Raw genomic sequence first — 24,842 nt, 5'->3', positions numbered from 1 at the left:
GAGCGGACCGTACGGCCATATCTGACGGACCGTCAATCAGGTGGACCCGCCTGACAGCCCGGACACCAGTAGGTGGGGCGCTCGCGGCTGCCGTCTCCCTGGTCGGCCTTGCGCACCGGGGCGCCGCAGCGCGGACACGGCCGGCCTTCACGGCCGTAGACGTACAGCCGTTGCCCGGGGCCGCGGCGGCCCGTGGTGACCCGGTCGGGACGGGACTTGTTGGCCTCGAGGAGCCGCTGGGCGGTGGCCACGAGACGGGCGAGCGTGTCGGCGGGCAGCTCGCCGACAGGGAGCCAGGGCGTCACGCGGGCCAGGAAGGCCAGCTCGGACTTGTAGACGTTGCCGATGCCGGCGAGATTGCGCTGGTCGAGAAGGGCTTCGCCGAGGGGGCGGGCCGGGTCGGCGAGGAGGTTGGCCACCGCTGTGTCCGGGTCCCAGTCGGGGCCGAGGAGATCGGGGCCCAGATGGCCCACGGCCTGCTCCTCGTCGGTGGTCCGGAGCAGCTCCAGGACGGGCAGGCGGTAACCGACCGCCGTGTACGCCTCGTTGCCGAGGACGGCACGGATCTGGTGCGCGGGGCCGCCGCGCCAGCGCTCACCGGTCCCGTACACCTGCCAGGAACCGTCCATCCGCAGATGCGAGTGCAGCGTGAGGCCGCCCTCGATGCGGGTGAGGAGGTGCTTGCCGCGCGGGGTGACGTCCAGGACGGTCCGGCCGGTGAGGTCCGCCGTGGCGAACCGGGGCACCCGCAGATCGGATCTTGTCAGCACGCGGTTGGCCAGCGCGCTGTGCAGGCGGTGGGCGGCCAGCCAGACGGTGTCTCCTTCGGGCATGGCATCCATGATGCGCGACGGCGGGGGAGTGGGCCGTCGCCGCCGGGGCCTGCCCGGAGGTACGCCGGTGCCTCGGGCACGGGCGCCGGTCGGGTGGGGAGGCGGGTGCGTGGGCCACGGGCGCTGGTCCGGACGTACGCCGGTGCGTGGGTCACGGGCGCAGGCGCAGCCCCCTCGGTGTGGCGTGGAACCCGGCGGTCTCCAGGACGCGGCCCAGGGATGAGGTGAGGGCCGGAGAGCCGTTGGCCCGCTCCACGGTCACCGTGCCCAGCGCGCCCTCGCGGGCCGCCGAGGCCAGGGCGGCGGCCGCCGCGTGCAGAGCCGGAGCCTCCGGGTCCGTCACCCAGGAGAGCAGCGTCTTTCCGCCGCGTTCCATGTAGAGCGTCAGCTCGCCGTCCACCAGGACGACGAGGGAGCCGGCCTTGCGGCCCGGCTTGTGCCCGGCGCCCTCGGGAGGCTCGGGCCAGGGCAGCGCCGCCCCGTACGCGTTCGCCGGGTCGGCGGCGGCCAGGACGACCGCGCGGGGTGCCGCCTGCCCCTCTTCCCGGTCCCGGGCGCTGGAGGCGGCGCGCAGCCGGTCGACCGCGCCGTCCATCGCGAACTGGGCGGCTCCGAGGCCCTCGACGACGTAGCCCCGACGGGCCTGCCCGCTGTCCTCGAAGGCCGACAGGATGCGGTACGTCGCGGAGAATCCGCCCTCCACGCCCTCGGCGGCCACCGCGCCGCGGGTCACCACTCCATGGCGGTCGAGCAGGGTGCGGGCGAGAGCGTGCGCCCGGTGGGTCGGCTCGGGCTCGGCGGCCGGCAGCAGGGACCAGCGGCCGCTCACGGTCGGCGGGCCGGAGCGGGAGGTGGGGCGGGCTGTCGCCGTCAGGGTGCCGTAGCGGCCGCGGGGCACCGTCCGCTTGGCGCGGTGGGCCGTCGAGCCTGCCGTGCGGCCCGAGCCCAGCAGGGCGCGCAGGGGCGCGAGGGTGTCGTTGGTGAGCCGGCCGGACCAGGTCAGGTCCCAGACGGCGTCGGCGAGTTGCGGATCGGTGGCGTCGGGGTGGGTGGTGGCGCGGACCTGGTCGGCGATCTGGCGGAAGAACAGTCCGTACCCGCCGGACAGCGCGCCGAGCACCGACTCGTGCAGGGCCGTCAGCTCCAGCGGGTGCGGCGGCGGGAGCAGGAGCGGGGCGGCGTCCGCGAGGTAGAGGGAGACCCAGCCGTCCTTGCCGGGCAGGGCGCCGGCGCCCGCCCACACCACCTCACCCGTGGTGGTCAGTTCGTCGAGGAGCGTGGTGCTGTAGTGGGAGACGCGGGACGGGAGGACGAGCTTCTCCAGCGCGGAGGCGGGAACGGCGGCGCCCTGCAGCTGCTCGACGGCGCGGGCCAGCCCGTCGATGCCGCGCAGCCGGTTGCTGCCCATGTGCTGCCACTGGGGGAGGAACGCGGCGAGCGCGGCGGGCGGGACCGGCTCCAGCTCGTGCCGGAGCGCGGCCAGGGAGCGGCGGCGCAGACGGCGCAGCACGGCCGCGTCGCACCATTCCTGTCCGATGCCCGCGGGATGGAACTCGCCCTGGACGACGCGCCCCGACGCGGCGAGACGGGCCAGGCCGCCCTCCGTGACGGCCGGCCCCATTCCGAAGCGGGCCGCCGCCTGGGCCGAGGTGAACGGTCCGTGCGTCCGCGCGAAACGGGCGAGGAGGTCACCGAGGGGGTCCTTGACCGGCTCCGTGAAAGCCTCGGGGACACCCACGGGCAGCGCGGTGCCCAGGGCGTCGCGCAGCCGGCCCGCGTCCTCGACCGCGGCCCAGTGGTCGGCGCCCGCGATACGGACGCGGATGGCGCGGCGTGCGGCCGCCAACTCCTGCGGCCAGTCCGGGTCGCCACCGCGCTCGGCCAGCTCCGCATCAGTGAGGGGCCCGAGAACGCGCAGGAGATCGGCGACGCCCTCGGCGTCCTTGACCCGCCGGTCGTCAGTCAGCCACTGCAGCTCACGCTCCAGCTCCGTCAGGACGTCCGCGTCGAGCAGCTCCCGGAGCTCGGCCTGCCCCAGCAGCTCGGCCAGGAGCCGGGAGTCCAGCGATAGGGCCGCCGCGCGCCTCTCGGCGAGCGGCGAGTCGCCCTCGTAGAGGAACTGGGCCACGTAGCCGAAGAGCAGGGAGCGGGCGAACGGCGAGGGCTCGGGGGTGGTGACCTCGACCAGGCGGACCCGGCGCGACTCGATGTCGCCCATGAGCTCGGTGAGCCCGGGGACGTCGAACACGTCCTGGAGGCATTCGCGGACCGCTTCCAGGACGATCGGGAACGAGCCGAACTCGCTCGCCACCTGGAGCAGTTGAGCCGCACGCTGGCGCTGCTGCCACAGCGGCGTGCGCTTGCCGGGATTGCGCCGCGGCAGCAGCAGCGCGCGGGCCGCGCACTCCCGGAACCGCGAGGCGAACAGGGCCGAGCCGCCAACCTGGTCGGTCACGATCTGGCTGATCTCGCCCTTGTCGAAGACCGTGTCCGCGGCTCCCACCGGTGCCTGCTCGCTGTCGTACGCCGTGTCCACGTGGACCGGGTCCTGATCGAGCAGGTCGAGTCCCATCAGGTCGGCGTCGGGCAGCCGCAGCACGATGCCGTCGTCCGCGTGCATGACCTGTGCGTCCATGCCGTACCGCTCGGCGAGGCGGGCGCCCAGCGCCAGCGCCCAGGGCGCGTGGACCTGCGCGCCGAACGGCGAGTGGATCACCACGCGCCAGTCGCCCAGCTCGTCCCGGAAACGCTCCACGAGGATCGTGCGGTCGTCGGGGACATGGCCGCAGGCCCGGCGCTGCTCGTCGAGATACGCCAGCACATTGTCCGCCGCCCACGCGTCCAGACCCGCCGCCACCAGGCGCAGTCGGGCGTCGTCGGGCGCCAGCCCGCCGACCTCGCGCAGGAACGCGCCGACCGCGCGGCCCAGCTCCAGCGGGCGGCCGAGCTGGTCGCCCTTCCAGAAGGGGAGGCGGCCGGGGAGGCCGGGGGCGGGCGAGACCAGCACCCGGTCCCGGGTGATGTCCTCGATCCGCCACGACGTGGTGCCCAGGGTGAAGACGTCACCCACTCGGGACTCGTACACCATCTCCTCGTCGAGCTCTCCCACCCTGCCGCCGCCCTTCTTGGGGTCGGCACCGGCGAGGAAGACCCCGAAGAGGCCACGGTCGGGGATGGTGCCGCCGGAGGTGACGGCGAGCCGCTGCGCGCCCGGCCGGCCGGTCACCGTGCCCGCCACGCGGTCCCACACCACGCGCGGGCGCAACTCGGCGAACGCGTCCGACGGATAGCGCCCGGCGAGCATGTCGAGGACCGCGGTGAACGCCGACTCGGGCAGCGAGGCGAACGGCGCAGCACGGCGGACCAGTGCCAGCAGGTCGTCGAACTGCCACGTGTCCATGGCGACCATGGCCACGAGCTGCTGGGCCAGCACGTCCAGGGGATTGGCCGGGACGCGCAGCGATTCGATGGAGCCCGTGCGCATCCGCTCCGTGACCACGGCCGCCTGCACCAGGTCGCCGCGGTACTTGGGGAAGACGACACCCGTGGAGACGGCGCCCACCTGGTGTCCCGCGCGACCGACGCGCTGGAGGCCGGAGGCGACCGAGGGCGGTGACTCGACCTGGACGACCAGGTCGACCGCGCCCATGTCGATGCCCAGCTCCAGACTGGAGGTGGCGACGACGGCGGGCAGCCGCCCCGCCTTGAGGTCCTCCTCGACCAGGGCCCGCTGCTCCTTGGAGACCGAGCCGTGGTGGGCGCGGGCCAGGAGCGGCGGGGCGCCCTGGGCTGCCCCGGACTGCGCCATGATCTCTGCCGGAGGCCCGTCCTCCGGCAGAGGAGCACCCGTAGCACGCTCGTAGGCGATCTCGTTGAGCCGGTTGCACAGACGCTCCGCGAGGCGGCGGGAGTTGGCGAAGACGATCGTCGAGCGATGGGCCTGGACGAGGTCGGCGATCCGCTCCTCGACGTGCGGCCAGATCGAGGGCCTCTCCCCGGGCCCCTCGGACGCGTCGGCTGCGGGCGAGCCCCCGAGCTCGCCGAGGTCCTCGACGGGGACGACGACCGAGAGGTCGAACTCCTTGCCGGAGGGCGGCTGGACGATCTCGACCCTGCGCTGCGGCGACAGGTAACGGGCGACCTCGTCGACCGGGCGCACCGTCGCGGACAGGCCGATCCTGCGCGCGGGGCGCGGCAGCAGAGCGTCGAGACGCTCCAGGGACACGGAGAGGTGCGCGCCGCGCTTGGTGCCCGCCACGGCGTGGACCTCGTCCAGGATGACCGTCTCGACACCCGACAAGGCTTCCCGCGTGGAGGAGGTGAGCATCAGGAACAGCGACTCGGGCGTGGTGATGAGGATGTCCGGCGGCCGTGAGACCAGCGACCGGCGCTCGGCGGCCGGGGTGTCACCGGAACGGATGCCGACCCGCACCTCGGGCTCCGGCAGGCCCAGCCGCACCGCCTCGTGCCGGATTCCCGTGAGCGGACTGCGCAGATTGCGCTCGACGTCGACCGCGAGCGCCTTGAGCGGAGACACGTACAGCACGCGGCAGCGCTTCTTCGTCTCCGCGGGCGGCGGTGTGGACGTGAGCCGGTCGAGGGCGGCGAGGAAGGCGGCGAGCGTCTTGCCCGAGCCGGTCGGCGCCACGACCAGGACGTCCGAGCCCTCCCCGATGGCTTGCCAGGCCCCCTCCTGCGCGGCGGTGGGCGCGCTGAACGCCCCCGTGAACCAGCCTCGGGTCGCGGGGGAGAAGGAGTCGAGCGCAGTCCTGGCCATGCCCCCCATCGTGCACCCGACCACTGACAACCGTGTCCAGGACGTGGACGGGCAGGTCAGGGGCCGGGCCGGCGGCGCAGAATTGCCGTATGGAGAGCGACGCGGCACCGGACCGGAAGGACGAGTGGGCGCGGCACTGGCAGTACCCCGGCGTACCGGGTCTGGACCTGCTGCAGGCCCGCTATGTGCGTCACTCCTTCACCCGGCACACGCACGAGGGCTTCGTCCTCGGCGCCGTTCGCCGCGGCATCGAGGACGTGCTCATGCCGGACGGCACGATCAGTGCCAGGCCGGGCACCGTGGTGATGATCAACCCTGAGGTGCCCCACTCGGCGAAGGCGGGGGTCCCCGAGGGCTGGGTGTACTCGACCCTCTACCCGTCGTCCGAGCTGGTCGCGACGATCGCCGAGGAGGTGACCACCCTGCGCGGCACGGCCGGCTTCGCGGAGACGATCGTCGAGGACCCGGACACCTCCCGCCTGGTGCACGAGGTGCACTGCGCCGCCGAACAGGGCAACGCGCTCGCGGCCGACAGCGTGCTGCGCATCGCGGTCGCGCGGCTGCTGCGGCGCCACGGCCGCGCGCTGCCCGCTCGCGCGCCGCTCGCCTCCGGGGCCCGCACCGCGGAGCTCGCCCGACAGCTCCTGGAGGAGCGGATGGCCGAGCCGCCGTCCCTGGAGGAGCTCGCGCAGGAACTCGGCACCAGTCCCTTCGCGCTCCTGCGCGCGTTCAAGTCCGCGTACGGGCTGCCGCCGCACACCTGGCTGACGGACGCGCGCGTGCGCCGCGCCCGCCACCTGCTGGACGCCGGGACGGCGCCGGCCGAGGCGGCCGTCGCCGTCGGCTTCACCGACCAGCCGCATCTCAACCGTCACTTCACCCGGATCGTGGGCGTGCCTCCCGGGGCCTACCGGCGCGAACGCGCAAGAACGTACAAGACGCCTCACCGGAAGCCTGCGTAACGTCCCTGACGTGGCAGAACAGACAGCTCACCCAGAGATATCCGCGACCGCGGCACCGGGATCCGGGCCGCAGGGAGTGACCAAACCGGACTCGGCCGTCGTCCGGGACGCACTCGGCGTCGGGATCGCCGTCGGCCTGTCCGGATTCGCCTTCGGCGTGACGTCGGCGGGATCCGGTCTCACTCTTCTGCAGACCTGCGCGCTCAGTCTGCTGGTGTTCACCGGCGCCTCGCAGTTCGCGCTCGTCGGCGCCATCGCCGCGGGCGGCAACCCGTTCGCCGCCGCCGCGGGCGCGTTCTTCCTCGGCGTGCGCAACGCCTTCTACGGGCTGAGGCTGTCCCAGCTGCTCGCCCTGCCCCGCTTCCTGCGGCCGTTGGCCGCCCACTGGGTCATCGACGAGACCACCGCCGTCGCCCTCGCACAGCCCACGCGGCGCAGTGTGCGCATCGGCTTCACGGTCACCGGGCTCACCCTCTACGTGCTGTGGAACCTCACCACGCTCCTCGGGGCGCTGGGCGCCGAGGCCATCGGCGACACCGGCGCGTGGGGACTGGACGCGGCCGGGCCCGCCGTCTTCCTCGCCCTGCTCGCACCCATGCTGCGCACGGCCACCGAGCGCGCGGTGGCCGGGCTCGCGGTCGTGCTCGGACTCGGATTCCTGCCCGTCCTGCCCGCCGGAGTGCCGGTGCTGGTGGCGGCGCTGGCCGCGCCCGCCGTGCTGTGGCTCAAGGGCCGTGCGATCGGTCGGCCGGACCGGGTCACCGGCCGCGGACACGACGGAGGAAAGGCCGACGGGCCGGCGCGTACGGCCCGTGGGAAGGGAGAGGACCGTTGAGCGTCTGGATCGCGATCGCGGCGACCGCCGCCGGCTGCTACCTCGTCAAACTCGTCGGCCTGCTGGTGCCCGCCGACACCCTGGAACGTCCGCTCGTGCAGCGGCTGGCCGCGCTGCTGCCCGTAGCCCTGCTGGCCGCGCTCACCGCACAGCAGACCTTCAGCGTCGGGCACACTCTCGTCCTCGACGCACGGGCGGCCGGTCTGGGCGCCGCAGCCGTCGCCCTCGTACTGCGCGCCCCCTTCCTGGTCGTCGTCGGAGCGGCCGTGGCGGTCACGGCGGGCGTACGGGCGCTCGGGGGCTGAGCGCCCACGCGCGCGTGGGCGTCGTCGTCACCCGCGCTTGCGCGCCGGGGCCGGCCGCTCCGCCGGGGAGGGGCCCGGTGGATCATCCGATGGGACGGCCGTACGCCTGGAGGGTCCGCAACGCCTCGACGGTCGCCAGCGGCCGGGCCTCCAGCGCCGTCCCGGGCGCCCACGCGCGGTAGGTGATCGGCCATCCGCCGTCCGGCTCCTGCTGCGCCGCCAGGTGCTCCAGGGAGAGGGCCATTTCCTCGTCCGTGAACCAGCGGCGGGCCAGGGATGTCGGCGTGGGCGCGTAGTGGTGCGGGAAGTGGTGCTCGCCGGGCGCGTAGCCCGGCGCCACCGGCTGGTCGTCGAGCCGGCGGGGATCGAGCGCGACCAGTCGCTGTTCGCGGACCATCCGGCCGAGCCGGTCGGCGGCGGCCTCGGCGCGTGAACGGTCCGGGGCGCTGTCCAGGAAGGCGACCGCCGCCTCGATCTCGTACGGATGGGACTTGTCCAGGGCGTCGACGGCCGCCCAGCAGAAGTCCGTGGCCCGGAACAGCCAGGCGTGCCACACCTGATTGCGGTGCAGCAGGCCCACGACCGGGCCGGTCGCCAGCAGTTCGCTCGGCGGGTCGTCGACGATCTGGAGGAACGGCGCGGCCGGATATCCGCGCTGGGACGGGTGGATGGCAGGCAGCGCCCCGTCCGATGTCGACACCTGCGTGAAGTAGCGGCAGATCCGCTCCACGCGCAGACCGCCGCAGCGGCCGATGGAGGCCAGCACCCGAAGGGCGTGCGCCGTGTGCAGGGGCTGGCTGACAGGGCCGCGCAGATCGGGTTCGAGCGCGTGGCCGTAGCCGCCGTCCTCGTTGAGGTACGCGGCGAGAGCCGTCTCGACGGCGTCCGAGCCGCCGCCGAGGAAGTGGTACGCGAACCGCCGCTGTTCGAGGACACGGGCGGTCAGCCAGATGAAGTGCTCGGCGCGGGCGAGCGGAGACGCGAGAGGGGCCTCATGGGTTGCTCCGGTTCCAGCCATGTTCCGACGGTAGGGCGGAAAGGGCTTCAGGCAAGCCCGACGGGCAGGGCTGCACTCTCAGGGGCGGGATACTGGGGGCATGCGGTTGACGATTTTCTGGGAGCGGATGGCCGACCACTTCGGCGCGGCCTACGCCGACTCCTTCGCACGCGATCATGTGATGGCCGAACTCGACGGCCGCACGGTGCATGAGGCGCTGGCCGCGGGCTGGGAGGCGAAGGACGTGTGGCGCGGGGTCTGCGCCGCGATGGACATCCCCGCCGACAAGCGCTGAGACACCGGGCGGACCACCCCCTGTCACCGGCGTACGGGACACTTGTTTGGTGGACCGGACCGACAGGAACGCCCAGAACGAGACCGCCGCGGACGCGACCGCGCGGGACACCACCGCCGCCCCCACCACACCGCCCGGGACGCCCCCGCCGACCGCGGCCGGCGGGAACGGCGGTCCCGTCCGCATGCCGCGCTGGCTGCCCCGCGCCATGGTGCTGGCGCTCGCGCTCTACGCCTGCTTCCAGCTCGGCAGCTGGGCCTTCCACCAGCTCATCGGGCTGCTGATCAACATCCTGATCGCGTTCTTCCTGGCGCTCGCCGTGGAGCCGGCCGTGGGACGCATGGCCGCGCGCGGTATGCGCCGCGGGCTCGCCACGTTCCTGGTCTTCATCGCGGTGCTGGTGGTGGGAGTCGGCTTCGTCGTTCTGCTCGGCTCGATGCTGGCCGGGCAGATCATCGACATGGTCGAGGACTTCCCCAAGTACCTCGACTCCGTCATCCGCTGGATCAACGGCATCTTCCACACCGAGCTGTCCCGGGTCGAGGTGCAGGACAGTCTGCTGCGCTCCGACTGGCTGCGGAAATACGTGCAGAACAGCGCCAGCGGAGTGCTCGACGTCTCGGCGACCGTGCTGGGCGGGCTGTTCAAGCTGCTGACGATCTTCCTGTTCTCGTTCTACTTCGCGGCCGACGGACCGCGGCTGCGCCGCGCGCTGTGCTCGGTCCTGCCGCCGGCCAAGCAGACCGAGGTGCTGCGCGCCTGGGAGATCGCGGTCGACAAGACCGGCGGGTACCTCTACTCGCGCGGACTGATGGCGCTGATCTCCGGCGCCGCCCACTTCGTCCTCCTGGAGATCCTGGGGGTGCCGTACGCTCCCGCTCTCGCGGTGTGGGTCGGCCTCGTCTCGCAGTTCATCCCGACCATCGGCACCTACCTCGCGGGCGCGCTGCCGATGCTGATCGCGTTCACCGAGAACCCCTGGTACGCCCTGTGGGTGCTCGGGTTCGTCGTGGTGTACCAGCAGTTCGAGAACTACGTGCTGCAGCCCAAGCTGACGGCCAAGACCGTGGACATCCATCCGGCGGTCGCCTTCGGTTCGGTGGTGGCGGGGACGGCGCTGCTGGGGGCGGTCGGCGCGCTGATCGCGATCCCTGCGATCGCGACGCTCCAGGCGTTCCTCGGTGCCTACGTGCGGCGGTACGACGTGACCGACGACCCGCGTGTGCACGGACACCACCGGCCACGCGCGAGCCGGGCGCTCGCCCAGATCCGGGGCGCGTTGCGGCGCGGCCGGGTGGCACGGGACACGGATGCGTCCGGCCCGGGAAGCTCGCCGGAGGCGTGACCTGCGCCGGATGGCCGGAGGACCCTGGAGCTGTGCCGCCGGGCGGGGGCGCGCCGACGGGTGGTGCGCTTGACACCAAAATCGAACATCCATTCTCATGGGGTTCCGGCCCGGATCTCGGCGGAATCCCGTGAGTTATCCACAGGCTGGAGGGACGGCGGGGCCCATTGTCAGTGGCAGGGGTTAGCGTCTTTGACGTGAAGCGATCGACTCAAGCAAATCGGGTGGAACCCATGGCAGGAACCGACCGCGAGAAGGCGCTCGACGCCGCGCTCGCACAGATTGAACGGCAATTCGGCAAGGGCGCCGTGATGCGTCTGGGCGAGCGGCCGAACGAGCCCATCGAGGTCATCCCCACCGGGTCGACCGCGCTCGACGTCGCCCTCGGCGTCGGCGGCCTTCCCCGCGGCCGTGTGGTGGAGGTCTACGGCCCCGAGTCCTCCGGTAAGACGACCCTGACCCTCCACGCGGTGGCCAACGCCCAGAAGGCCGGCGGCACCGTGGCCTTCGTGGACGCGGAGCACGCGCTCGACCCGGAGTACGCGAAGAAGCTCGGCGTCGACATCGACAACCTGATCCTGTCCCAGCCGGACAACGGCGAGCAGGCGCTGGAGATCGTCGACATGCTCGTGCGCTCCGGCGCGCTCGACCTGATCGTCATCGACTCGGTGGCCGCCCTGGTGCCCCGGGCGGAGATCGAGGGCGAGATGGGCGACTCGCACGTCGGTCTGCAGGCGCGTCTGATGAGCCAGGCGCTCCGGAAGATCACCAGCGCGCTCAACCAGTCCAAGACGACGGCCATCTTCATCAACCAGCTCCGCGAGAAGATCGGCGTCATGTTCGGCTCGCCGGAGACCACGACCGGTGGCCGCGCGCTCAAGTTCTACGCGTCGGTGCGTATCGACATCCGCCGTATCGAGACGCTCAAGGACGGCACCGAGGCCGTCGGCAACCGCACCCGCTGCAAGGTCGTCAAGAACAAGGTCGCGCCGCCCTTCAAGCAGGCCGAGTTCGACATCCTCTACGGCCAGGGCATCAGCCGCGAGGGCGGCCTGATCGACATGGGCGTGGAGCACGGCTTCGTCCGCAAGGCGGGCGCCTGGTACACGTACGAGGGCGACCAGCTCGGACAGGGCAAGGAGAACGCGCGCAACTTCCTGAAGGACAACCCCGACCTCGCCAACGAGATCGAGAAGAAGATCAAGGAGAAGCTGGGCGTCGGTGTCCGCCCGGAGGCGCCGGAGGCCGAGCCCGGCGCCGACGCGGCAGGCGCGGCGGCGCCCGAGGACGCGGCGAAGTCGGTCCCCGCACCGGCTTCCAAGGCGAAGTCGGCCAAGACGGCGGCGGCCAAGGGCTGATCCATGGCCCGGCGTACCGAATGGCCGGGCGACAGCGCCGACTCGTCGAGGGCCGAGCAGGCGCTGCCGCCCCAGGATCCGGGGGAGCGGGCGCGGGCGATCTGCCTGCGCCTGCTCACCGGGACGCCCCGCACCCGCAAGCAACTGGCGGACGCGCTGCACAAGCGGGAGATCCCCGCGGAGGTGGCCGAGGAGGTCCTCTCGCGTTTCGAGGACGTGGGGCTGATCGACGACGCCGCCTTCGCCGGCGCCTGGGTGGAGTCGCGGCACCACGGCCGTGGCCTCGCCCGCCGGGCGCTGGCCCGTGAGCTGCGGACCAAGGGCGTCGACGCCACGCTGATCGACGAGGCGGTGGGCCGGCTCGACGCGGACCAGGAGGAGGCGACGGCACGGGAGCTGGTCGAGCGCAAACTGCGCGCCACCCGTGGCCTCGACCGCGACCGCCGCCTCCGGCGCCTCGCCGGGATGCTCGCCCGCAAGGGATATCCCGAAGGCATGGCGCTCAGGGTGGTCAAGCGCGCCCTCGAGGAGGAGGGCGAGGACACCGAGGACCTGGACGACACGGCGTTCTAGCCGGCGGGGTCCGGACCTACGTCGCGACCGGCAGGCCGGCCGCACGCCACGCCTGGAAGCCTCCGATCAGGTCCGTGGCGCGGTGCAGGCCGAGCTGGTGCAGTGAGGCCGCGGCGAGGGAGGACGCGTAGCCCTCGTTGCAGATCACCACGATCCGCAGGTCGTGCCCCGTCGCCTCCGGCGCGCGGTGGCTGCCCTGCGGGTCGAGCCGCCACTCCAGCTCGTTGCGTTCCACGACCAGCGCGCCGGGGATCAGCCCGTCCCGCTCGCGCAGCGCCTGGTAGCGGATGTCCACGAGGAGCGCTCCGTGCTCGGCCGCCTCGTATGCCTCCCGCGGCCCGACGCGCACCAGCCCTTCCCGTATGCGCTCCAACAGCTCGTCGATGCCAGGGTGTTCACTCACTGCCAGTCCTCCGGACGCTCGAGCTGCTCCAGCCGCAGCACCGCGCCCGACCGGCTGAAACGCCGCATCAGCGGGAGCGGCGGATAGTACGCGTGCACGGAGACGGCGTGGACGGTGGACGACTCGTTGAGCACTTCGTGCACGTGGTGCTGTCCGAAGGCGCGTGCCCGGCCCGCCCCCAGGTGGCGCACGCGGTCCACGCCGTCGTTCAGTTCGAGGGTCTTCCAGCCGCTCGCCGGAAGCCGGACGGCCAGGGAGTGCTCCGTCAGCTGCCCCTCGGCGGTGGCGAACGCACCCAGGGACTCGGCGTGGTCGTGCCAGCCGGTACCGGTGCCGGGCGGCCAGCCGATCAACCAGGCCTCACTCCCGCGCGGACCGTCCAGCCGCAGCCAGGTGCGGCCCTCGGGGTCGCGCGGAAGGGAGGCGATCAGTTCCTTGTCGGCGGCGGCGCGCTGTACGAAGTCGAGCAGCTCGGCGGCGGTCGGCCCGCCCGGCTCGAGGGCGTCGGCCGGGCGCGGAGACGAGGTGACAGCGGATGCGGGAGCAGGGTGGGACACGGATACCGTCCTGGAAGTTCGCTGGAGAGCGCGCGGGCACAGCAGGCCACGGCGCGGGGAAGGCGATTCAGCAGGACGGGCGACACACGCAGCCCGCGTAGCGGACGAGGTCCATATGGACCCTCCGCCACAGGCGCACATCGGTGTCGGTCACGCTCCGGAGTACACCATGTGCACCCGCGAGGGTCAATTGATGTCCGCAGTGCGGCCGGTGCGAGCCGTGGACGGTGCGCCGCCGCGGACCGTGTCCGCCGCCGCGTACAGGTCGGCGGGCCGTACACCGGCGAACGCGGCCGCCAGATGCCCGTCCGGCCGGACGAGCAGCACCGTGTGCGCCGCCGCGCCCGGATAGCTCTCCGTCACCAGCAGCTCCGCCGGGACCGGAAGCCCGGCGACGGCCTCCGCCAGCCTCGGCATCACTCCGGCGCTCACCCAGTGCCGCCGGTCCCACACGCCGGTGCCCGGCGCGACGAGGACGACGAGGAGGCGGCCTCGCCCCAGCCGGTCCCCCAGACGTGCGGCCGTGCCGTCAGGAGCCGTCACCCGCACGTCCTCGACGGGGGCACCCGCCTCGGTGGCGACCGCGGCCGACGGGGCCACCGGCTCGGGCGTGAGCACCGAGTGGCCGTAGACGGGGGGCGCGCCGAGCGCGCCCTGACCGAGGTGGCCGTCGGTGAGCATCGTGTCGTGGCCACGCGCTGCTCCGGGCAGGTAGGTCCGCAGACCGCTGCCGCTGCGCAGTATCGGCAGCGACTGGTCGGCGGCGCGAAGCCGTGCGGCGACGGCGGTGCGGCGCTCGTCCTGGTAGCTGTCCAACAGGGTGTCGGAGGGTCCGTGGTGCCAGGCCTGCGCCAGCTTCCAGGCCAGGTTGCCGATGTCCCGCAGCCCCTCGTCGACCCCCTGCGTGCCGAGGGCACCGAGCAGATGCGCTGCATCGCCGGCGAGGAAGGCCCGGTCGACGCGCCAGCGGCGGGCCAGCCGGTGGTGAAGGGTGTAGACGCCGGTGTCGATCAGCTCGTACGGCGGGGTGTTGCCGCACCAGCCCGCCAGGGTGTCCCGCACCCGGGCCACCAGCGCCTCCGGGGTGACCAGTTCGCCGCGCGGCGGCAGCAGCCAGTCCAGGCGCCACACGCCGTCCGGCAGGGGGCGCGCGACGACCTCGTCGCCCCCCGACGGCCACGGCGGACGGCGGTGCAGCAACGCCTCGCCGGACCACGGGAGTTCGGTGCGCAGGGCGGCCACCGCATGGCGTTCCACCGCCGTACGGCCGGGGAAGCGGATGCCGAGGAGCTTGCGGACCGTCGACCTGGCGCCGTCGCAGCCGACGAGATGACTGCCCCGCCACCAGGTGCCCGAGGGCCCGCGGCTGTGCGCGGTGACGCCGCTGCCGTCCTGCTCCAGCGAGTCGAGGCGGCTGTCGGTGACGAGCCGTACGAGGCGCTGCTCGGTGACCGCGTTCCGCAGGCCGCGGGTGAGCGCGTGCTGCGGGATGTGCAGCGGAGCGGGCGTGAGGCCGTCGCCGAGAGGCAGGTGCCGCACCTCCTGCCTGCGCCGCATCGACCGCCAGCCCGTCCAGCGGACGCCCTCTTCACGCAGGGTGTCGCAGCCGAGTCGTTCCACCAGGGCGGCCGTGTCCGCGCGCAGGACGACGGTGCGGGCGGGCCGCGGCTCGTCCTTTCCGTTGCTCTCGTCGAGCACGACGGACGGGACGCCCTGGGACGCGAGGGCCAGGGACAGGGCCAGGCCGACCGGGCCCGCCCCGACCACGATCACCGGATCCACGAGGTGACTCCTCGGGCGCGAAGGGTCGTGCGAAGAGGTGCGGAGGGAGCCCGGTGCGCGATCACAGAACGTATGCAACTCACTGCCGCTGCCTGCGTCAAGCGACACCGGGGTGCGGCGAGGGGCGGTGGCCACATGGCCACCGCCCCTCACTGGTCGAACATCCGATGAACCGTCAGACGGTCCGGCCGCCCTCGGGATTCACGCCCGGCTCGGCAACCGGCTCCTCGGCGCCGCCCTGTTCGGCCGGCAGGACCGCGCCGGTGCTGCGCTTGGCGCGCCGCAGGCGGCGCTCCAGCCACGAGGCGAAGGTCGTGAGGATCAGGTTCAGGACGATGAAGATCACCGCGACGACGATGAAGCTGGGGATGACGTTGGCGTAGTTGGCGGCCAGCGTGCCCCTGGCGTTGAGCAGTTCGGCGAAGGCGAGGACCGCGCCGCCGAGCGCCGTGTCCTTGACGATGACGACGAGCTGGCTGACCAGGGCCGGCAGCATCGCGGTCACGGACTGCGGGAGCAGGATGGTCGTCATCGTCTGGCCCTTGCGCAGGCCGATCGCCTTGGCGGCCTCCGTCTGGCCCTTGGGCAGCGACAGGATGCCGGCCCGTACGACCTCCGCGAGGACCGACGCGTTGTACAGCACGAGGCCGGTGACCACGGCGTACAGCGGACGGACATCGCTGCTGATGTCAGTGGACGTCGAGTAGAACTGGTTCGCGAACAGCATCAGGAGGAGGACCGGAATGGCACGGAAGAACTCCACCACGACCGCGGCCGGAACCCTGACCCAGCGGTGGTCGGACAGCCGCGCGATGCCGAACACGGCGCCCAGCGGAAGCGCGATGACCATCGCCAGCGCTGCCGCCTTCAGCGTGTTGGTGAGTCCGGGCAGCAGATACGTCGTCCAGGCCTGGGCCTCGGTGAAGGGCTTCCACAAGGACCACTCGAGCTGTCCGTTGTCGACCATGACCTCGATGGCCCACCACACGCCGAGCGCGAGCAGGACGAGGAAGGCGACCGTGTAGACGATGTTGCGCCGCTTGGCGCGGGGCCCGGGAGCGTCGTACAGGACCGAGGTCATCGCTTCACCGCCACGCGCTTGCTGACCCAGCCGAGGAGCAGACCGGTGGGAAGGGTCAGAATGACGAAACCGAAGGCGAAGATCGCCGAGATGAGCACGAGCTGTGCCTCGTTCTCGATCATCTCCTTCATGAGCAGAGCCGCCTCCGCCACACCGATGGCCGCCGCGACCGTGGTGTTCTTGGTGAGGGCGATCAGCACATTGGTGAGCGGACCGACGACCGAACGGAAGGCCTGCGGGAGAACGACGCTTGTCAGCACCTGCGTGAAGCTCAGGCCGATGGCCCGTGCCGCTTCCGCCTGGCCGACGGGCACGGTGTTGATGCCGGACCGCACTGCCTCGCACACGAAGGCCGCGGTGTAGGCCGCGAGGCTCAGCACAGCCAGCCGGAACGCCAGCGCGTCGAAGTCGTCCGCCGCGCCCAGGGTCATGCCGAAGACATGGGCGAGACCGAGCGAGGAGAAGACGATGATGACGGTCAGCGGGATGTTGCGGACCACGTTCACATAGACCGTGCCGAACGCACGCATCAGGGGAACCGGGCTCACCCGCATCGCGGCGAGTATGGTGCCCAGCACCAGGGAGCCGATACCGGAGAAGACGGTGAGTTTCACCGTCATCCAGAACGCCCCGAGCAAGTCGTAACCTTCAAGAAAGTCGAACACGATCTCCCGCGCTTCCGCGTGTAGGAGGGCGCGGCGCGCCGCCGTCAGCGGCGGCGCGCCTGGTCAGCCCTGCTTCACTTGACGATGTTGCCGATCTTCGGGGCGGGCTCGTTCTGGTAGTTCGCCGGGCCGAAGTTGGCCTTCACCGCCGCCTCCCAGGACTTGTCCTGGACCATCTTCTCGAGGGCGGCGTTGATCTTCTTGACCATCTCGGCGTCGCCCTTCTTGACGCCGATGCCGTAGTTCTCGTTGCTCAGCTTGAGGCCGGCGAGCTTGAACTTGCCCTTGTACTGGTCCTGCGAGGCGTAACCGGCCAGGATCGAGTCGTCCGTGGTCAGCGCGTCGAAGGCGCCGCTCGCGACTCCGTTGAGGCACTCGGAGTAGGTGCCGACCTGCTGGAGCTGGGCCTTCGGGGCGAAGTCCTTCTTGACGTTCTGCGCGGACGTGGAGCCGGTGACCGAGCACAGCTTCTTGCCATTGAGGTCGTCACCCTTGGTGACGTTGTCGTCGGCGCGGATCAGCAGGTCCTGGTGGGCGAGCAGGTACGGGCCCGCGAAGTCGACCTTCTGCTTGCGCTCGTCGGTGATCGAGTAGGTGGCGACGATGAAGTCGACGTCACCGCGGTCGAGCGCGGTCTCGCGGTCGGCGCTCTTCGTCTCCTTGAACTCGATGTCGCCCTCGGCGTAACCAAGCTCCTTGGCGACGTACTTGGCGACGTCGACGTCGAAGCCGGTGAACTTGCCGTCCGGCGTCTTCAGGCCGAGGCCGGGCTGGTCGTACTTGATACCGACCGTGATCTTCTTGTCGCCGCCGTCGCCCGAGCCGCTGTCCTTGTCGTCGGAGCCACAGGCGGTGGCCGTCAGGGTGAGCGCGAGCACAGTGGCCGAAGCGGCGGTGACCTTGCGAAGCTTCATGATGTGACTTCCCTATGTTGACGCGAAGTGGTGGATCAGCTGATCCAGGACTCAGTGGTGAAGGATCTTCGACAGGAAGTCCTTGGCCCGGTCGCTGCGCGGGTTGCTGAAGAACTCCTCGGGCGTTGCCTCTTCGACGATCTTGCCGTCCGCCATGAACACGACCCGGTTCGCGGCGGATCGGGCGAAGCCCATCTCGTGGGTGACGACCACCATTGTCATCCCGTCACGCGCCAGCTGCTGCATGACCTCGAGAACCTCGTTGATCATCTCGGGGTCGAGAGCCGACGTCGGCTCGTCGAAGAGCATGACCTTCGGATCCATCGCCAGCGCCCGTGCGATCGCGACGCGCTGCTGCTGACCGCCGGAGAGCTGGGCGGGGTACTTGTCGGCCTGCGCGCCGACCCCCACCCGGTCGAGCAGCGCCCGCGCCTTCTCCTCGGCGGCCTTCTTGTCCGTCTTGCGCACCTTGACCTGGCCGAGCGTCACGTTTTCCAGCACGGTCTTGTGCGCGAAGAGATTGAACGACTGGAACACCATGCCCACGTCGGCGCGGAGCCGTGCGAGCTCCTTGCCTTCCTGGGGCAGCGGCTTGCCGTCGATCGTGATCGAGCCGGAGTCGATGGTCTCCAGTCGGTTGATGGTGCGGCACAGCGTGGACTTTCCGGACCCGGACGGTCCGATCACGACCACGACTTCGCCGCGGGTGATCGTCAGGTCGATGTCCTGGAGCACATGCAGCGCGCCGAAGTGCTTGTTCACGTCGCTCAGTACGACCAGGTCGCCCGCAGCGGGTACGGCTTCGTCGCCCTTGGTCACTGACACTCCGCTCATCGGCTTCTTGCTCCGTCCTCCTCGGTTGCAGAGGACCCTAAGCACGCAGTGCGACGACAGTCATTACATCTGAGGGGAAATTGAGCATAACGATCCGGTCGCAATCGGACACTCTGCGTGAACAGGGCGGTGATCAGGGTACCGGCTGGGTAACGGAAACCCCTGTGTAACAGGATGCCCCTTGACTCGGTGCGGGGGCATCGGCGTTCATGCCCTGTTAGGTGCCGGGCCAATACCCTGTCACGCTCACGTCCACAAGATCCCGCGTCGCCGACCGTACGACCATGACGCATGAACGTAGGGGGCCCATGAGGCTGCTGCTCGTCGAGGACGACGACCACGTCGCCGCTGCCCTGTCCGCGGTGCTCGCGCGGCACGGGTTCCAGGTCGTCCACGCCCGCAACGGCGAGGAGGCGCTGCGGGCCGTGCTCCCCGACAGCCACCCCGACAAGCCGCCGTTCGGCGTCGTGCTCCTCGATCTCGGCCTGCCCGACCAGGACGGCTACCAGGTCTGCGGCAAGCTGCGGAAGCTCACCTCCACGCCCGTGATCATGGTGACCGCGCGTTCGGACGTCCGGTCCCGCATCCACGGGCTCAACCTCGGCGCCGACGACTACGTGGTCAAGCCGTACGACACCGGTGAGCTGCTGGCCCGTATCCATGCCGTCAGCCGGCGCACCGGAGCGGGCGACGACGCCTCGCAGGGATCGACGGACGACGCCCTGCGGCTCGGCGCGGTCGTCATCGAGCTGCCCACCCGGCGCGTCAGCGTCGACGGCTCGGATGTCCAGCTCACGCGCAAGGAGTTCGACCTGCTGGCGCTGCTCGCGCAGCGGCCCGGGGTCGTCTTCCGTCGCGAGCAGATCATCAGCGAGGTGTGGCGCACCAGCTGGGAAGGGACCGGCCGCACGCTGGAGGTGCACGTCGCGTCCCTGCGCTCCAAGCTGCGCATGCCGGCACTGATCGAGACCGTGCGCGGCGTCGGCTACCGGCTCGTCGCGCCCGCCGGGGCGTAGGGCCGGCCGTTCCCGGTGCGTACCCGACTGCTTCCGCTGCTCATCGTGCTCATGGCCGGTGTGCTGCTCGCGCTCGGCTTCCCGCTGGCCGTGAGCATCGCGGCCGCCCAGCAGCAGCGCGTCGTCGTCGACCGGATCGACGACACCGTGCGCTTCGCGGCGCTGGCCCAGTTCGTCACGAAGGCGCCGTCGGTGAGGGACGAGCGCCGCTCCACCCTCCAGGAGCAGCTCGACCGCTATTACGACACGTACGGCATACGGGCGGGCGTCTTCTACCGCGAGATGGACTCCATGGCGCGCGCGCCGCAGACCTGGACGCTGCCGGGGGAGGGCGAGGGGTACGAGGCCTTCGAGGAGGCGCTCACCGGCCGGCGCAGTCAGGACCCGCCGCAGGTCTGGCCCTGGCAGCGGGGCGAGCGGCTGGTCGTCGCCTCACCGGTCGTCCGGGACGGGGACGTCGTCGCGGTCGTGTTCACCGACTCGCCGACCGGCCAGCTGCGTTCACGCGTGCTGCGGGGCTGGCTGCTCATCGCGGCCGGTGAGTCCGCGGCGATGCTGCTCGCCGTGGGCGCCGCGTTCCGGCTCACCGGCTGGGTGCTGCGGCCCGTACGCGTCCTGGACGCGGCCACGCACGACATCGCCACGGGCCGGATGAACTCGCGGGTCGCCGCCGCGGGCGGTCCGCCGGAACTCAGGCGGCTGGCGCGCTCCTTCAACGAGATGGCCGACAACGTCGAGGAAGTCCTCGAACAGCAGAGGGCCTTCGTCGCCGACGCCTCCCATCAGCTGCGCAACCCCCTGGCCGCCCTCCTGCTGCGCATCGAGCTGCTGGCGCTGGAGCTGCCCGAGGGCAACGAGGAGATCGCCTCGGTGCGCACCGAGGGGAAGCGCCTCGCCCAGGTGCTCGACGATCTCCTGGACCTGGCGCTGGCCGAGCACGCCGCCGCCGACCTCCAGCTGACCGACATCGGCGAGCTGGCCGCCGAGCGGGTCGCGGCATGGCGGCCGCTCGCGGAGGAGAAGGGAGTCCTGCTGGGCGGGGACACGGCGCCCGTCACCGCGTGGGTGGACCCCGTCGCGCTCTCCAGTGCCCTGGACGCGTTGATCGACAACGCTCTGAAGTTCACTCCGCGCGGGGAGTCGGTCGCCGTCGACGTCGCGTCGAACGGCGCCGCGTCCACGATCGTGGTGACGGACGGCGGCCCGGGGCTGACGGACGAGGAACTGTCCCGTATCGGCGACCGTTTCTGGCGCAGCGGCCGCCACCAGAACGTGAAGGGGTCGGGCCTCGGGCTCTCCATCGCCCGCGCGCTGCTGATGGCGGGCGGCGGCTCGATCGACTACGCCCACCACGAGCCGCACGGCCTGCGCGTGACGGTGAGGGTGCCGCGCACGCCGCCGGGCGGCTGAGGCCGGCGGTGATGCCCGCCTCCCGGTCCCCGGACGGCTACGGCTTGGCAGACCGGGCTACGGCTTGGCCGACCGGTAGTAGCGCCGGGCGCCCTCGTGGAGAGGCAACGGGGCCGTGTAGACCGCGGTGCGCAGATCCACCAGCTGGGCCGGGTGCACCGTGTTGCCGATGTGATCGCGGCTGTCGATCACCGTCCGCGTGAAGCCCTCCGTCATCGCCGCGTCGGTCCGTTCCGTGGTCACGAGGAGGTTCGCGACCGCCACGGTGGACACGTCCGTCCCGCCCTGCGCCTGCATGTACGCGTCCGCCGGCATCACCGCGGAGCGGTAGTAGCTGGTCGTGTCGCCCGTGGCGTGCAGCTTGTCGACGAGCTCCGGTTCCAGCGGGACCAGCCGGACGTCGAACCGCTCGGACAGTTCCTGGACGGTGTTCGTGGGCAGGCCGCCCGACCAGAAGAACGCGTCGAGGCTGCCGTTCTCCAGCCGCCCGGGCATGGTGTCGATCCCGGCGGGGACGGGCGTGATGTCCCGCTCCGGATCGAGACCCGCCGCGGTCATCAACCGGTCGGCGACGAGCCGGACACCCGACCCCTGCTGGCCGACGCCCACCACCTTGCCCCGCAGGTCTCCCACCGACGAGACCGGCGACTTCTGCGGCACGATCAGATGCACGTAGTCGTCGTAGAGCCGCGCGCAGCCGCGCAGCCTGTCGGCGCCGGGCAGACCCTCCCGCTTGTACTTGGCGACCGCGTCGGCCGTGGCGATGGTGAAGTCCGCCTCGCCGGACGCCACGCGCGCGAGGTTCTGCTGCGAGCCCTCACTGGTGATCAGGTCGACCTCCACATCGGGCATGTCCTTGGCCAGCGCCTGCTCCAGCAGCACGCCGTAGCGCTGGTAGACGCCGCTGCGCGACCCCGTGCTGAAGGTGAGCTCCCCGCTCGGCGACGTCCGCCCGATCGGCAGCAGCCACCACAGCAGCAGCCCGAAGGCGACGAGGGCGGCCGCCGAGCCCGCGAGGGCACGACGGCGGCTGATGCGGAGGCCGGCCGGGAACATGGCGCGATCCTGCCAGCTCACCGGGCGTGCTGGCCAGGCCCCTCCGCGGCGGACAGGTCCCGCACGCCCAGGCGGTCCGGTGCGGACAGGGGCCGTGTGTCCCGGGCCGTCCGGTGCGGACGGCGCCCGTGTGCCGGTGCGGTCCGGCGGCGGACGGGGGCCGTGCGTCCGGGGCCGTCAAAGGCAGGGGCGGGGCGGCCCGGGGACCCCGTACCCTGGTTGGCGCGATGAGTGCGAAAACTTACGAGGTGCGCACCTACGGGTGCCAGATGAACGTCCACGACTCCGAGCGGCTGTCGGGCCTGCTGGAGGACGCCGGTTACGTCCGCGCGCCCGAGGGCGCCGACGGTGACGCCGATGTAGTCGTCTTCAACACCTGCGCGGTGCGGGAGAACGCCGACAACAAGCTCTACGGCAATCTCGGCCGCCTCGCGCCGATGAAGGCCAGGCGCCCCGGGATGCAGATCGCCGTCGGCGGCTGCCTCGCGCAGAAGGACCGCGACACCATCGTCACGAAGGCGCCGTGGGTCGACGTCGTCTTCGGCACGCACAACATCGGCAAGCTCCCCGTGCTGCTCGAGCGCGCCCGCGTCCAGGAAGAGGCGCAGGTCGAGATCGCCGAGTCGCTGGAGGCGTTCCCCTCGACGCTGCCGACCCGCCGCGAGTCCGCGTACGCCGCCTGGGTCTCGATCTCGGTCGGCTGCAACAACACCTGCACGTTCTGCATCGTCCCCGCGCTGCGCGGCAAGGAGAAGGACCGCAGGCCCGGCGACATCCTGGCCGAGATCGAGGCACTCGTCGCAGAGGGCGTCTCCGAGATCACCCTGCTCGGCCAGAACGTCAACGCCTACGGCTCCGACATCGGCGACCGCGAGGCGTTCAGCAAGCTGCTGCGTGCCTGCGGCACGATCGAGGGCCTGGAGCGCGTCCGGTTCACCTCACCGCACCCGCGCGACTTCACGGACGACGTCATCGCGGCCATGGCGGAAACGCCGAACGTGATGCCGCAGCTCCACATGCCGCTGCAGTCGGGCTCGGACACGATCCTCAAGGCGATGCGCCGCTCGTACCGGCAGGACCGCTTCCTCGGGATCATCGAGAAGGTGCGCGCCGCCATTCCGCACGCCGCCATCTCCACCGACATCATCGTGGGCTTCCCCGGCGAGACCGAGGAGGACTTCGAGCAGACGATGCACACCGTGCGCGAGGCCCGGTTCGCCAACGCCTTCACCTTCCAGTACTCCAAGCGCCCCGGCACACCCGCGGCGACCATGGAGGGCCAGATCCCCAAGGAGGTCGTCCAGGAGCGCTACATGCGCCTGGTCGCCCTCCAGGAGGAGATCTCCTGGGAGGAGAACAAGAAGCAGGTCGGCCGCACGCTCGAGGTCATGGTGGCCGAGGGCGAGGGCCGCAAGGACGGCGCCACGCACCGGCTCTCCGGCCGCGCCCCCGACAACCGCCTCGTGCACTTCACCAAGCCGGACACCGAGGTGCGCCCCGGTGACGTCGTCACCGTGGAGATCACCTACGCCGCTCCGCACCACCTGCTCGCGGAGGGCGCGGTGACGGCCGTGCGCCGCACCCGCGCGGGCGACGCGTGGGCCAAGCGCAACGCGGCCGAGGCCGCGAAGCCGGCCGGCGTCATGCTCGGCCTGCCGAAGATCGGCGCCCCGGAACCACTGCCGGCCGCGGCTGCGCCGGGCTGCGGCTGCGACTGACCCGCTCGCCGGGCCCCCGACGGACTCGCGTCCGGCACGCGCGCGTGCCGCGGATCGACTCCCGTGAGCCGGACGCGTCCGCGGGCCGACCAGCAGGCCGCCTCGCTCGTGTCCGGTACACGCACGACGCGCGCGTGCCGGCCGGCAGCGATCTGCGGGCGCAGGGACAGGGGCTGGTGCGCCCGCGTACGCAGGGGCGGTGGGTGCAGCCGAACGGAGGGGACGGCGGACCGGCGCCTCCCACAAGGGGGGCGCGCCGGGCGGCGACCCGTGGCGTGACCACGCACTAGGCTGCCGATCATGCTTGTCGCCGCCGCCGTGTGCCCCTGTCCGCCCCTTCTGGTGCCCGACATCGCTGCCGGAGCCGCGCCCGAACTCGACGCAGCCCGCGAAGCGTGCTCCGACGCCTTGGGAGTGCTGGCCGCCGCCAGGCCCGGCCTGCTCCTCGTGGTGGGACCGGCAGCCGGGTCCGAAAGCGGCACGTACCCGGCCGGCGCGCACGGCTCCTTCCGGAGTTTCGGCGAGGACCTGTCCGTACGCCTGGGGGAGGGCCCCGGCCAGGAGCGGCAGCTGCCCCCCTCGCTCTGCGTGGCGGCATGGCTGCTGGAACGTGCGCACTGGGCCGCCTCTCCGGTCGAGGGCCTCGGCGTCGACGACCGGCTCGCCGGTGACCGCTGCGCCGCCGCCGGCCGCGAGGCCGCCGCACGGAGCGAGCGGGTGGCGATGCTGGTGATGGGCGACGGGAGCGCCTGCCGGACGCTCAAGGCCCCGGGCTATCTCGACGCCCGCGCGGAGGGCTTCGACCGCGAGGCCGCGCGGGCGCTGGGCGCGGCGGACACCGAGGCGCTGACGGCCTTGGACGCGGCGCTGGCCCGGGAACTCAAGGCCGCCGGCCGTGCCCCCTGGCAGGTGCTCGCGGGCGCTGCCGAGGGCGCTGGGCTGGAAGGGCGTCTGCTTTACGAGGACGCGCCGTACGGGGTGGGCTACTTCGTCGCCACCTGGTCCTGACCCGAACAAGCGCCGACGGCCGCGGAGCGGCGACCGCGCCGCCCGCGGGAGGTGGGGGGGGGGGGGGGGGCGGCGGGGGGGGGGGGCCCGAGGGGGCCCGGTGGGGGGGCGGCCCCGC

At 72.1% G+C, this 24,842-nt stretch carries 23 protein-coding genes; 11 read left to right on the top strand and 12 right to left on the bottom strand.

The features are described 5' to 3' along the window. Positions 1-32: 32 nt before the first annotated feature. On the bottom strand, positions 33-833 hold the full coding sequence (locus ACWD0A_RS29680) for an Fpg/Nei family DNA glycosylase (protein ID WP_451303047.1): 801 nt from the start codon (positions 831-833) through the stop codon (positions 33-35). A 151-nt stretch (positions 834-984) separates the two neighbouring features. Further along, complete coding sequence (locus tag ACWD0A_RS29675) at positions 985-5,610, bottom strand: ATP-dependent helicase (protein ID WP_451303045.1); 4,626 nt, start codon at positions 5,608-5,610, stop codon at positions 985-987. 89 nt (positions 5,611-5,699) lie between these two features. On the opposite strand from ACWD0A_RS29675, the gene ACWD0A_RS29670 reads away from it, so the two are divergent. Genes ACWD0A_RS29670 through ACWD0A_RS29660 form a run of 3 tightly spaced genes read left to right on the top strand, consistent with a single transcriptional unit; the run spans position 5,700 to position 7,712 of the window. Then, positions 5,700-6,572, top strand: a complete 873-nt coding sequence (locus ACWD0A_RS29670; RefSeq protein WP_451303043.1) for a helix-turn-helix domain-containing protein — start codon at positions 5,700-5,702, stop codon at positions 6,570-6,572. Positions 6,573-6,582: 10 nt separating this feature from the next. Next, positions 6,583-7,407 carry an AzlC family ABC transporter permease gene (locus ACWD0A_RS29665; protein WP_451303041.1) on the top strand — a complete coding sequence of 275 codons (825 nt, stop codon included), beginning with the start codon at positions 6,583-6,585 and terminating at the stop codon, positions 7,405-7,407. After that, the gene (locus ACWD0A_RS29660; protein ID WP_451303039.1) at positions 7,404-7,712 is read left to right on the top strand and encodes an AzlD domain-containing protein; all 309 of its coding nucleotides are present in this window, start codon (positions 7,404-7,406) and stop codon (positions 7,710-7,712) included. Before ACWD0A_RS29665 ends, ACWD0A_RS29660 begins: the two co-directional genes overlap by 4 nt. A gap of 82 nt (positions 7,713-7,794) precedes the next feature. Here the strand turns inward: ACWD0A_RS29660 and ACWD0A_RS29655 are convergent, their stop codons facing one another. Next, on the bottom strand, positions 7,795-8,730 hold the full coding sequence (locus ACWD0A_RS29655; RefSeq protein ID WP_451303037.1) for a hypothetical protein: 936 nt from the start codon (positions 8,728-8,730) through the stop codon (positions 7,795-7,797). Positions 8,731-8,809: 79 nt separating this feature from the next. On the opposite strand from ACWD0A_RS29655, the gene ACWD0A_RS29650 reads away from it, so the two are divergent. The 4 genes from ACWD0A_RS29650 to recX all read left to right on the top strand — a co-directional run bounded on the left by ACWD0A_RS29650 (position 8,810) and on the right by recX (position 12,280). Then, positions 8,810-9,004: a DUF3046 domain-containing protein gene (locus ACWD0A_RS29650; protein WP_451303035.1), complete on the top strand. Its 195-nt coding sequence runs from the start codon at positions 8,810-8,812 to the stop codon at positions 9,002-9,004. 184 nt (positions 9,005-9,188) lie between these two features. Continuing rightward, positions 9,189-10,349, top strand: coding sequence for an AI-2E family transporter (locus ACWD0A_RS29645; protein WP_451303071.1), 1,161 nt, complete (start codon positions 9,189-9,191; stop codon positions 10,347-10,349). 233 nt (positions 10,350-10,582) lie between these two features. Further along, complete coding sequence (gene recA / locus ACWD0A_RS29640; protein ID WP_177151699.1) at positions 10,583-11,707, top strand: recombinase RecA; 1,125 nt, start codon at positions 10,583-10,585, stop codon at positions 11,705-11,707. 3 nt (positions 11,708-11,710) lie between these two features. After that, positions 11,711-12,280, top strand: a complete 570-nt coding sequence (gene recX / locus ACWD0A_RS29635) for a recombination regulator RecX (protein ID WP_451303033.1) — start codon at positions 11,711-11,713, stop codon at positions 12,278-12,280. Positions 12,281-12,296: 16 nt separating this feature from the next. Here the strand turns inward: recX and ACWD0A_RS29630 are convergent, their stop codons facing one another. The 8 genes from ACWD0A_RS29630 to ACWD0A_RS29595 form a co-directional block, all read right to left on the bottom strand. Continuing rightward, on the bottom strand, positions 12,297-12,683 hold the full coding sequence (locus tag ACWD0A_RS29630) for a rhodanese-like domain-containing protein (RefSeq protein ID WP_451303031.1): 387 nt from the start codon (positions 12,681-12,683) through the stop codon (positions 12,297-12,299). Beyond that, positions 12,680-13,240, bottom strand: a complete 561-nt coding sequence (locus tag ACWD0A_RS29625) for a cysteine dioxygenase (protein WP_451303029.1) — start codon at positions 13,238-13,240, stop codon at positions 12,680-12,682. The genes ACWD0A_RS29630 and ACWD0A_RS29625 overlap by 4 nt, the downstream gene beginning before the upstream one ends. A gap of 67 nt (positions 13,241-13,307) precedes the next feature. Continuing rightward, positions 13,308-13,379, bottom strand: a complete 72-nt coding sequence (locus tag ACWD0A_RS29620; protein WP_309544753.1) for a putative leader peptide — start codon at positions 13,377-13,379, stop codon at positions 13,308-13,310. 47 nt (positions 13,380-13,426) lie between these two features. After that, positions 13,427-15,022: an FAD-dependent monooxygenase gene (locus tag ACWD0A_RS29615; RefSeq protein WP_451303027.1), complete on the bottom strand. Its 1,596-nt coding sequence runs from the start codon at positions 15,020-15,022 to the stop codon at positions 13,427-13,429. Positions 15,023-15,197: 175 nt separating this feature from the next. Then, positions 15,198-16,103 (bottom strand): amino acid ABC transporter permease, encoded by a 906-nt coding sequence (locus ACWD0A_RS29610; protein WP_451303025.1) that lies wholly within the window; start codon positions 16,101-16,103, stop codon positions 15,198-15,200. After that, positions 16,100-16,768: an amino acid ABC transporter permease gene (locus ACWD0A_RS29605; RefSeq protein ID WP_451303023.1), complete on the bottom strand. Its 669-nt coding sequence runs from the start codon at positions 16,766-16,768 to the stop codon at positions 16,100-16,102. The genes ACWD0A_RS29610 and ACWD0A_RS29605 overlap by 4 nt, the downstream gene beginning before the upstream one ends. A gap of 74 nt (positions 16,769-16,842) precedes the next feature. Beyond that, complete coding sequence (locus tag ACWD0A_RS29600) at positions 16,843-17,682, bottom strand: glutamate ABC transporter substrate-binding protein (RefSeq protein WP_451303021.1); 840 nt, start codon at positions 17,680-17,682, stop codon at positions 16,843-16,845. Positions 17,683-17,733: 51 nt separating this feature from the next. Beyond that, positions 17,734-18,516 (bottom strand): amino acid ABC transporter ATP-binding protein, encoded by a 783-nt coding sequence (locus tag ACWD0A_RS29595; protein ID WP_451303019.1) that lies wholly within the window; start codon positions 18,514-18,516, stop codon positions 17,734-17,736. A gap of 308 nt (positions 18,517-18,824) precedes the next feature. Between ACWD0A_RS29595 and ACWD0A_RS29590 the strand changes: the two genes are divergently transcribed. Together ACWD0A_RS29590 and ACWD0A_RS29585 are read left to right on the top strand one after the other, a co-directional pair. Beyond that, positions 18,825-19,532, top strand: coding sequence for a response regulator transcription factor (locus tag ACWD0A_RS29590; protein WP_307717695.1), 708 nt, complete (start codon positions 18,825-18,827; stop codon positions 19,530-19,532). A 15-nt stretch (positions 19,533-19,547) separates the two neighbouring features. Next, positions 19,548-20,942, top strand: coding sequence for a sensor histidine kinase (locus ACWD0A_RS29585; RefSeq protein WP_451303017.1), 1,395 nt, complete (start codon positions 19,548-19,550; stop codon positions 20,940-20,942). A 57-nt stretch (positions 20,943-20,999) separates the two neighbouring features. On the opposite strand, the gene ACWD0A_RS29580 is transcribed toward ACWD0A_RS29585, so the two are convergent. After that, a complete protein-coding gene (locus ACWD0A_RS29580) occupies positions 21,000-21,998 on the bottom strand; it encodes a TAXI family TRAP transporter solute-binding subunit (protein WP_451303015.1) in 999 nt (332 codons plus the stop codon). A gap of 227 nt (positions 21,999-22,225) precedes the next feature. Between ACWD0A_RS29580 and miaB the strand changes: the two genes are divergently transcribed. Both miaB and ACWD0A_RS29570 read left to right on the top strand, forming a co-directional pair. Then, positions 22,226-23,716 (top strand): tRNA (N6-isopentenyl adenosine(37)-C2)-methylthiotransferase MiaB, encoded by a 1,491-nt coding sequence (gene miaB, locus ACWD0A_RS29575; RefSeq protein ID WP_451303013.1) that lies wholly within the window; start codon positions 22,226-22,228, stop codon positions 23,714-23,716. A gap of 300 nt (positions 23,717-24,016) precedes the next feature. Further along, a complete protein-coding gene (locus tag ACWD0A_RS29570) occupies positions 24,017-24,724 on the top strand; it encodes a class III extradiol dioxygenase subunit B-like domain-containing protein (protein ID WP_451303011.1) in 708 nt (235 codons plus the stop codon). Positions 24,725-24,842: the final 118 nt, after the last annotated feature.

It is taken from the genome of Streptomyces sp. NPDC002867 (genome assembly GCF_053591895.1).
The sequence above is the reverse complement of the archived record's forward strand: the minus strand, read 5'-3'. Positions and strand labels throughout refer to the sequence as shown.

Excerpts from the sequence above, each read along its gene's own strand:
- ACWD0A_RS29595 (WP_451303019.1), bottom strand. The coding sequence starts at position 18,516 with ATGAGCGGAGTGTCAGTGACCAAGGGCGACGAAGCCGTACCCGCTGCG.
- ACWD0A_RS29570 (WP_451303011.1), top strand. The coding sequence starts at position 24,017 with ATGCTTGTCGCCGCCGCCGTGTGCCCCTGTCCGCCCCTTCTGGTGCCC.
- miaB (WP_451303013.1), top strand. The coding sequence starts at position 22,226 with ATGAGTGCGAAAACTTACGAGGTGCGCACCTACGGGTGCCAGATGAAC.
- ACWD0A_RS29580 (WP_451303015.1), bottom strand. The coding sequence starts at position 21,998 with ATGTTCCCGGCCGGCCTCCGCATCAGCCGCCGTCGTGCCCTCGCGGGC.
- ACWD0A_RS29680 (WP_451303047.1), bottom strand. The coding sequence starts at position 833 with ATGCCCGAAGGAGACACCGTCTGGCTGGCCGCCCACCGCCTGCACAGC.
- recX (WP_451303033.1), top strand. The coding sequence starts at position 11,711 with ATGGCCCGGCGTACCGAATGGCCGGGCGACAGCGCCGACTCGTCGAGG.
- ACWD0A_RS29675 (WP_451303045.1), bottom strand. The coding sequence starts at position 5,610 with ATGGCCAGGACTGCGCTCGACTCCTTCTCCCCCGCGACCCGAGGCTGG.
- ACWD0A_RS29650 (WP_451303035.1), top strand. The coding sequence starts at position 8,810 with ATGCGGTTGACGATTTTCTGGGAGCGGATGGCCGACCACTTCGGCGCG.
- ACWD0A_RS29670 (WP_451303043.1), top strand. The coding sequence starts at position 5,700 with ATGGAGAGCGACGCGGCACCGGACCGGAAGGACGAGTGGGCGCGGCAC.
- ACWD0A_RS29655 (WP_451303037.1), bottom strand. The coding sequence starts at position 8,730 with ATGGCTGGAACCGGAGCAACCCATGAGGCCCCTCTCGCGTCTCCGCTC.
- ACWD0A_RS29645 (WP_451303071.1), top strand. The coding sequence starts at position 9,189 with ATGCCGCGCTGGCTGCCCCGCGCCATGGTGCTGGCGCTCGCGCTCTAC.
- ACWD0A_RS29600 (WP_451303021.1), bottom strand. The coding sequence starts at position 17,682 with ATGAAGCTTCGCAAGGTCACCGCCGCTTCGGCCACTGTGCTCGCGCTC.
- ACWD0A_RS29590 (WP_307717695.1), top strand. The coding sequence starts at position 18,825 with ATGAGGCTGCTGCTCGTCGAGGACGACGACCACGTCGCCGCTGCCCTG.
- ACWD0A_RS29610 (WP_451303025.1), bottom strand. The coding sequence starts at position 16,103 with ATGACCTCGGTCCTGTACGACGCTCCCGGGCCCCGCGCCAAGCGGCGC.
- recA (WP_177151699.1), top strand. The coding sequence starts at position 10,583 with ATGGCAGGAACCGACCGCGAGAAGGCGCTCGACGCCGCGCTCGCACAG.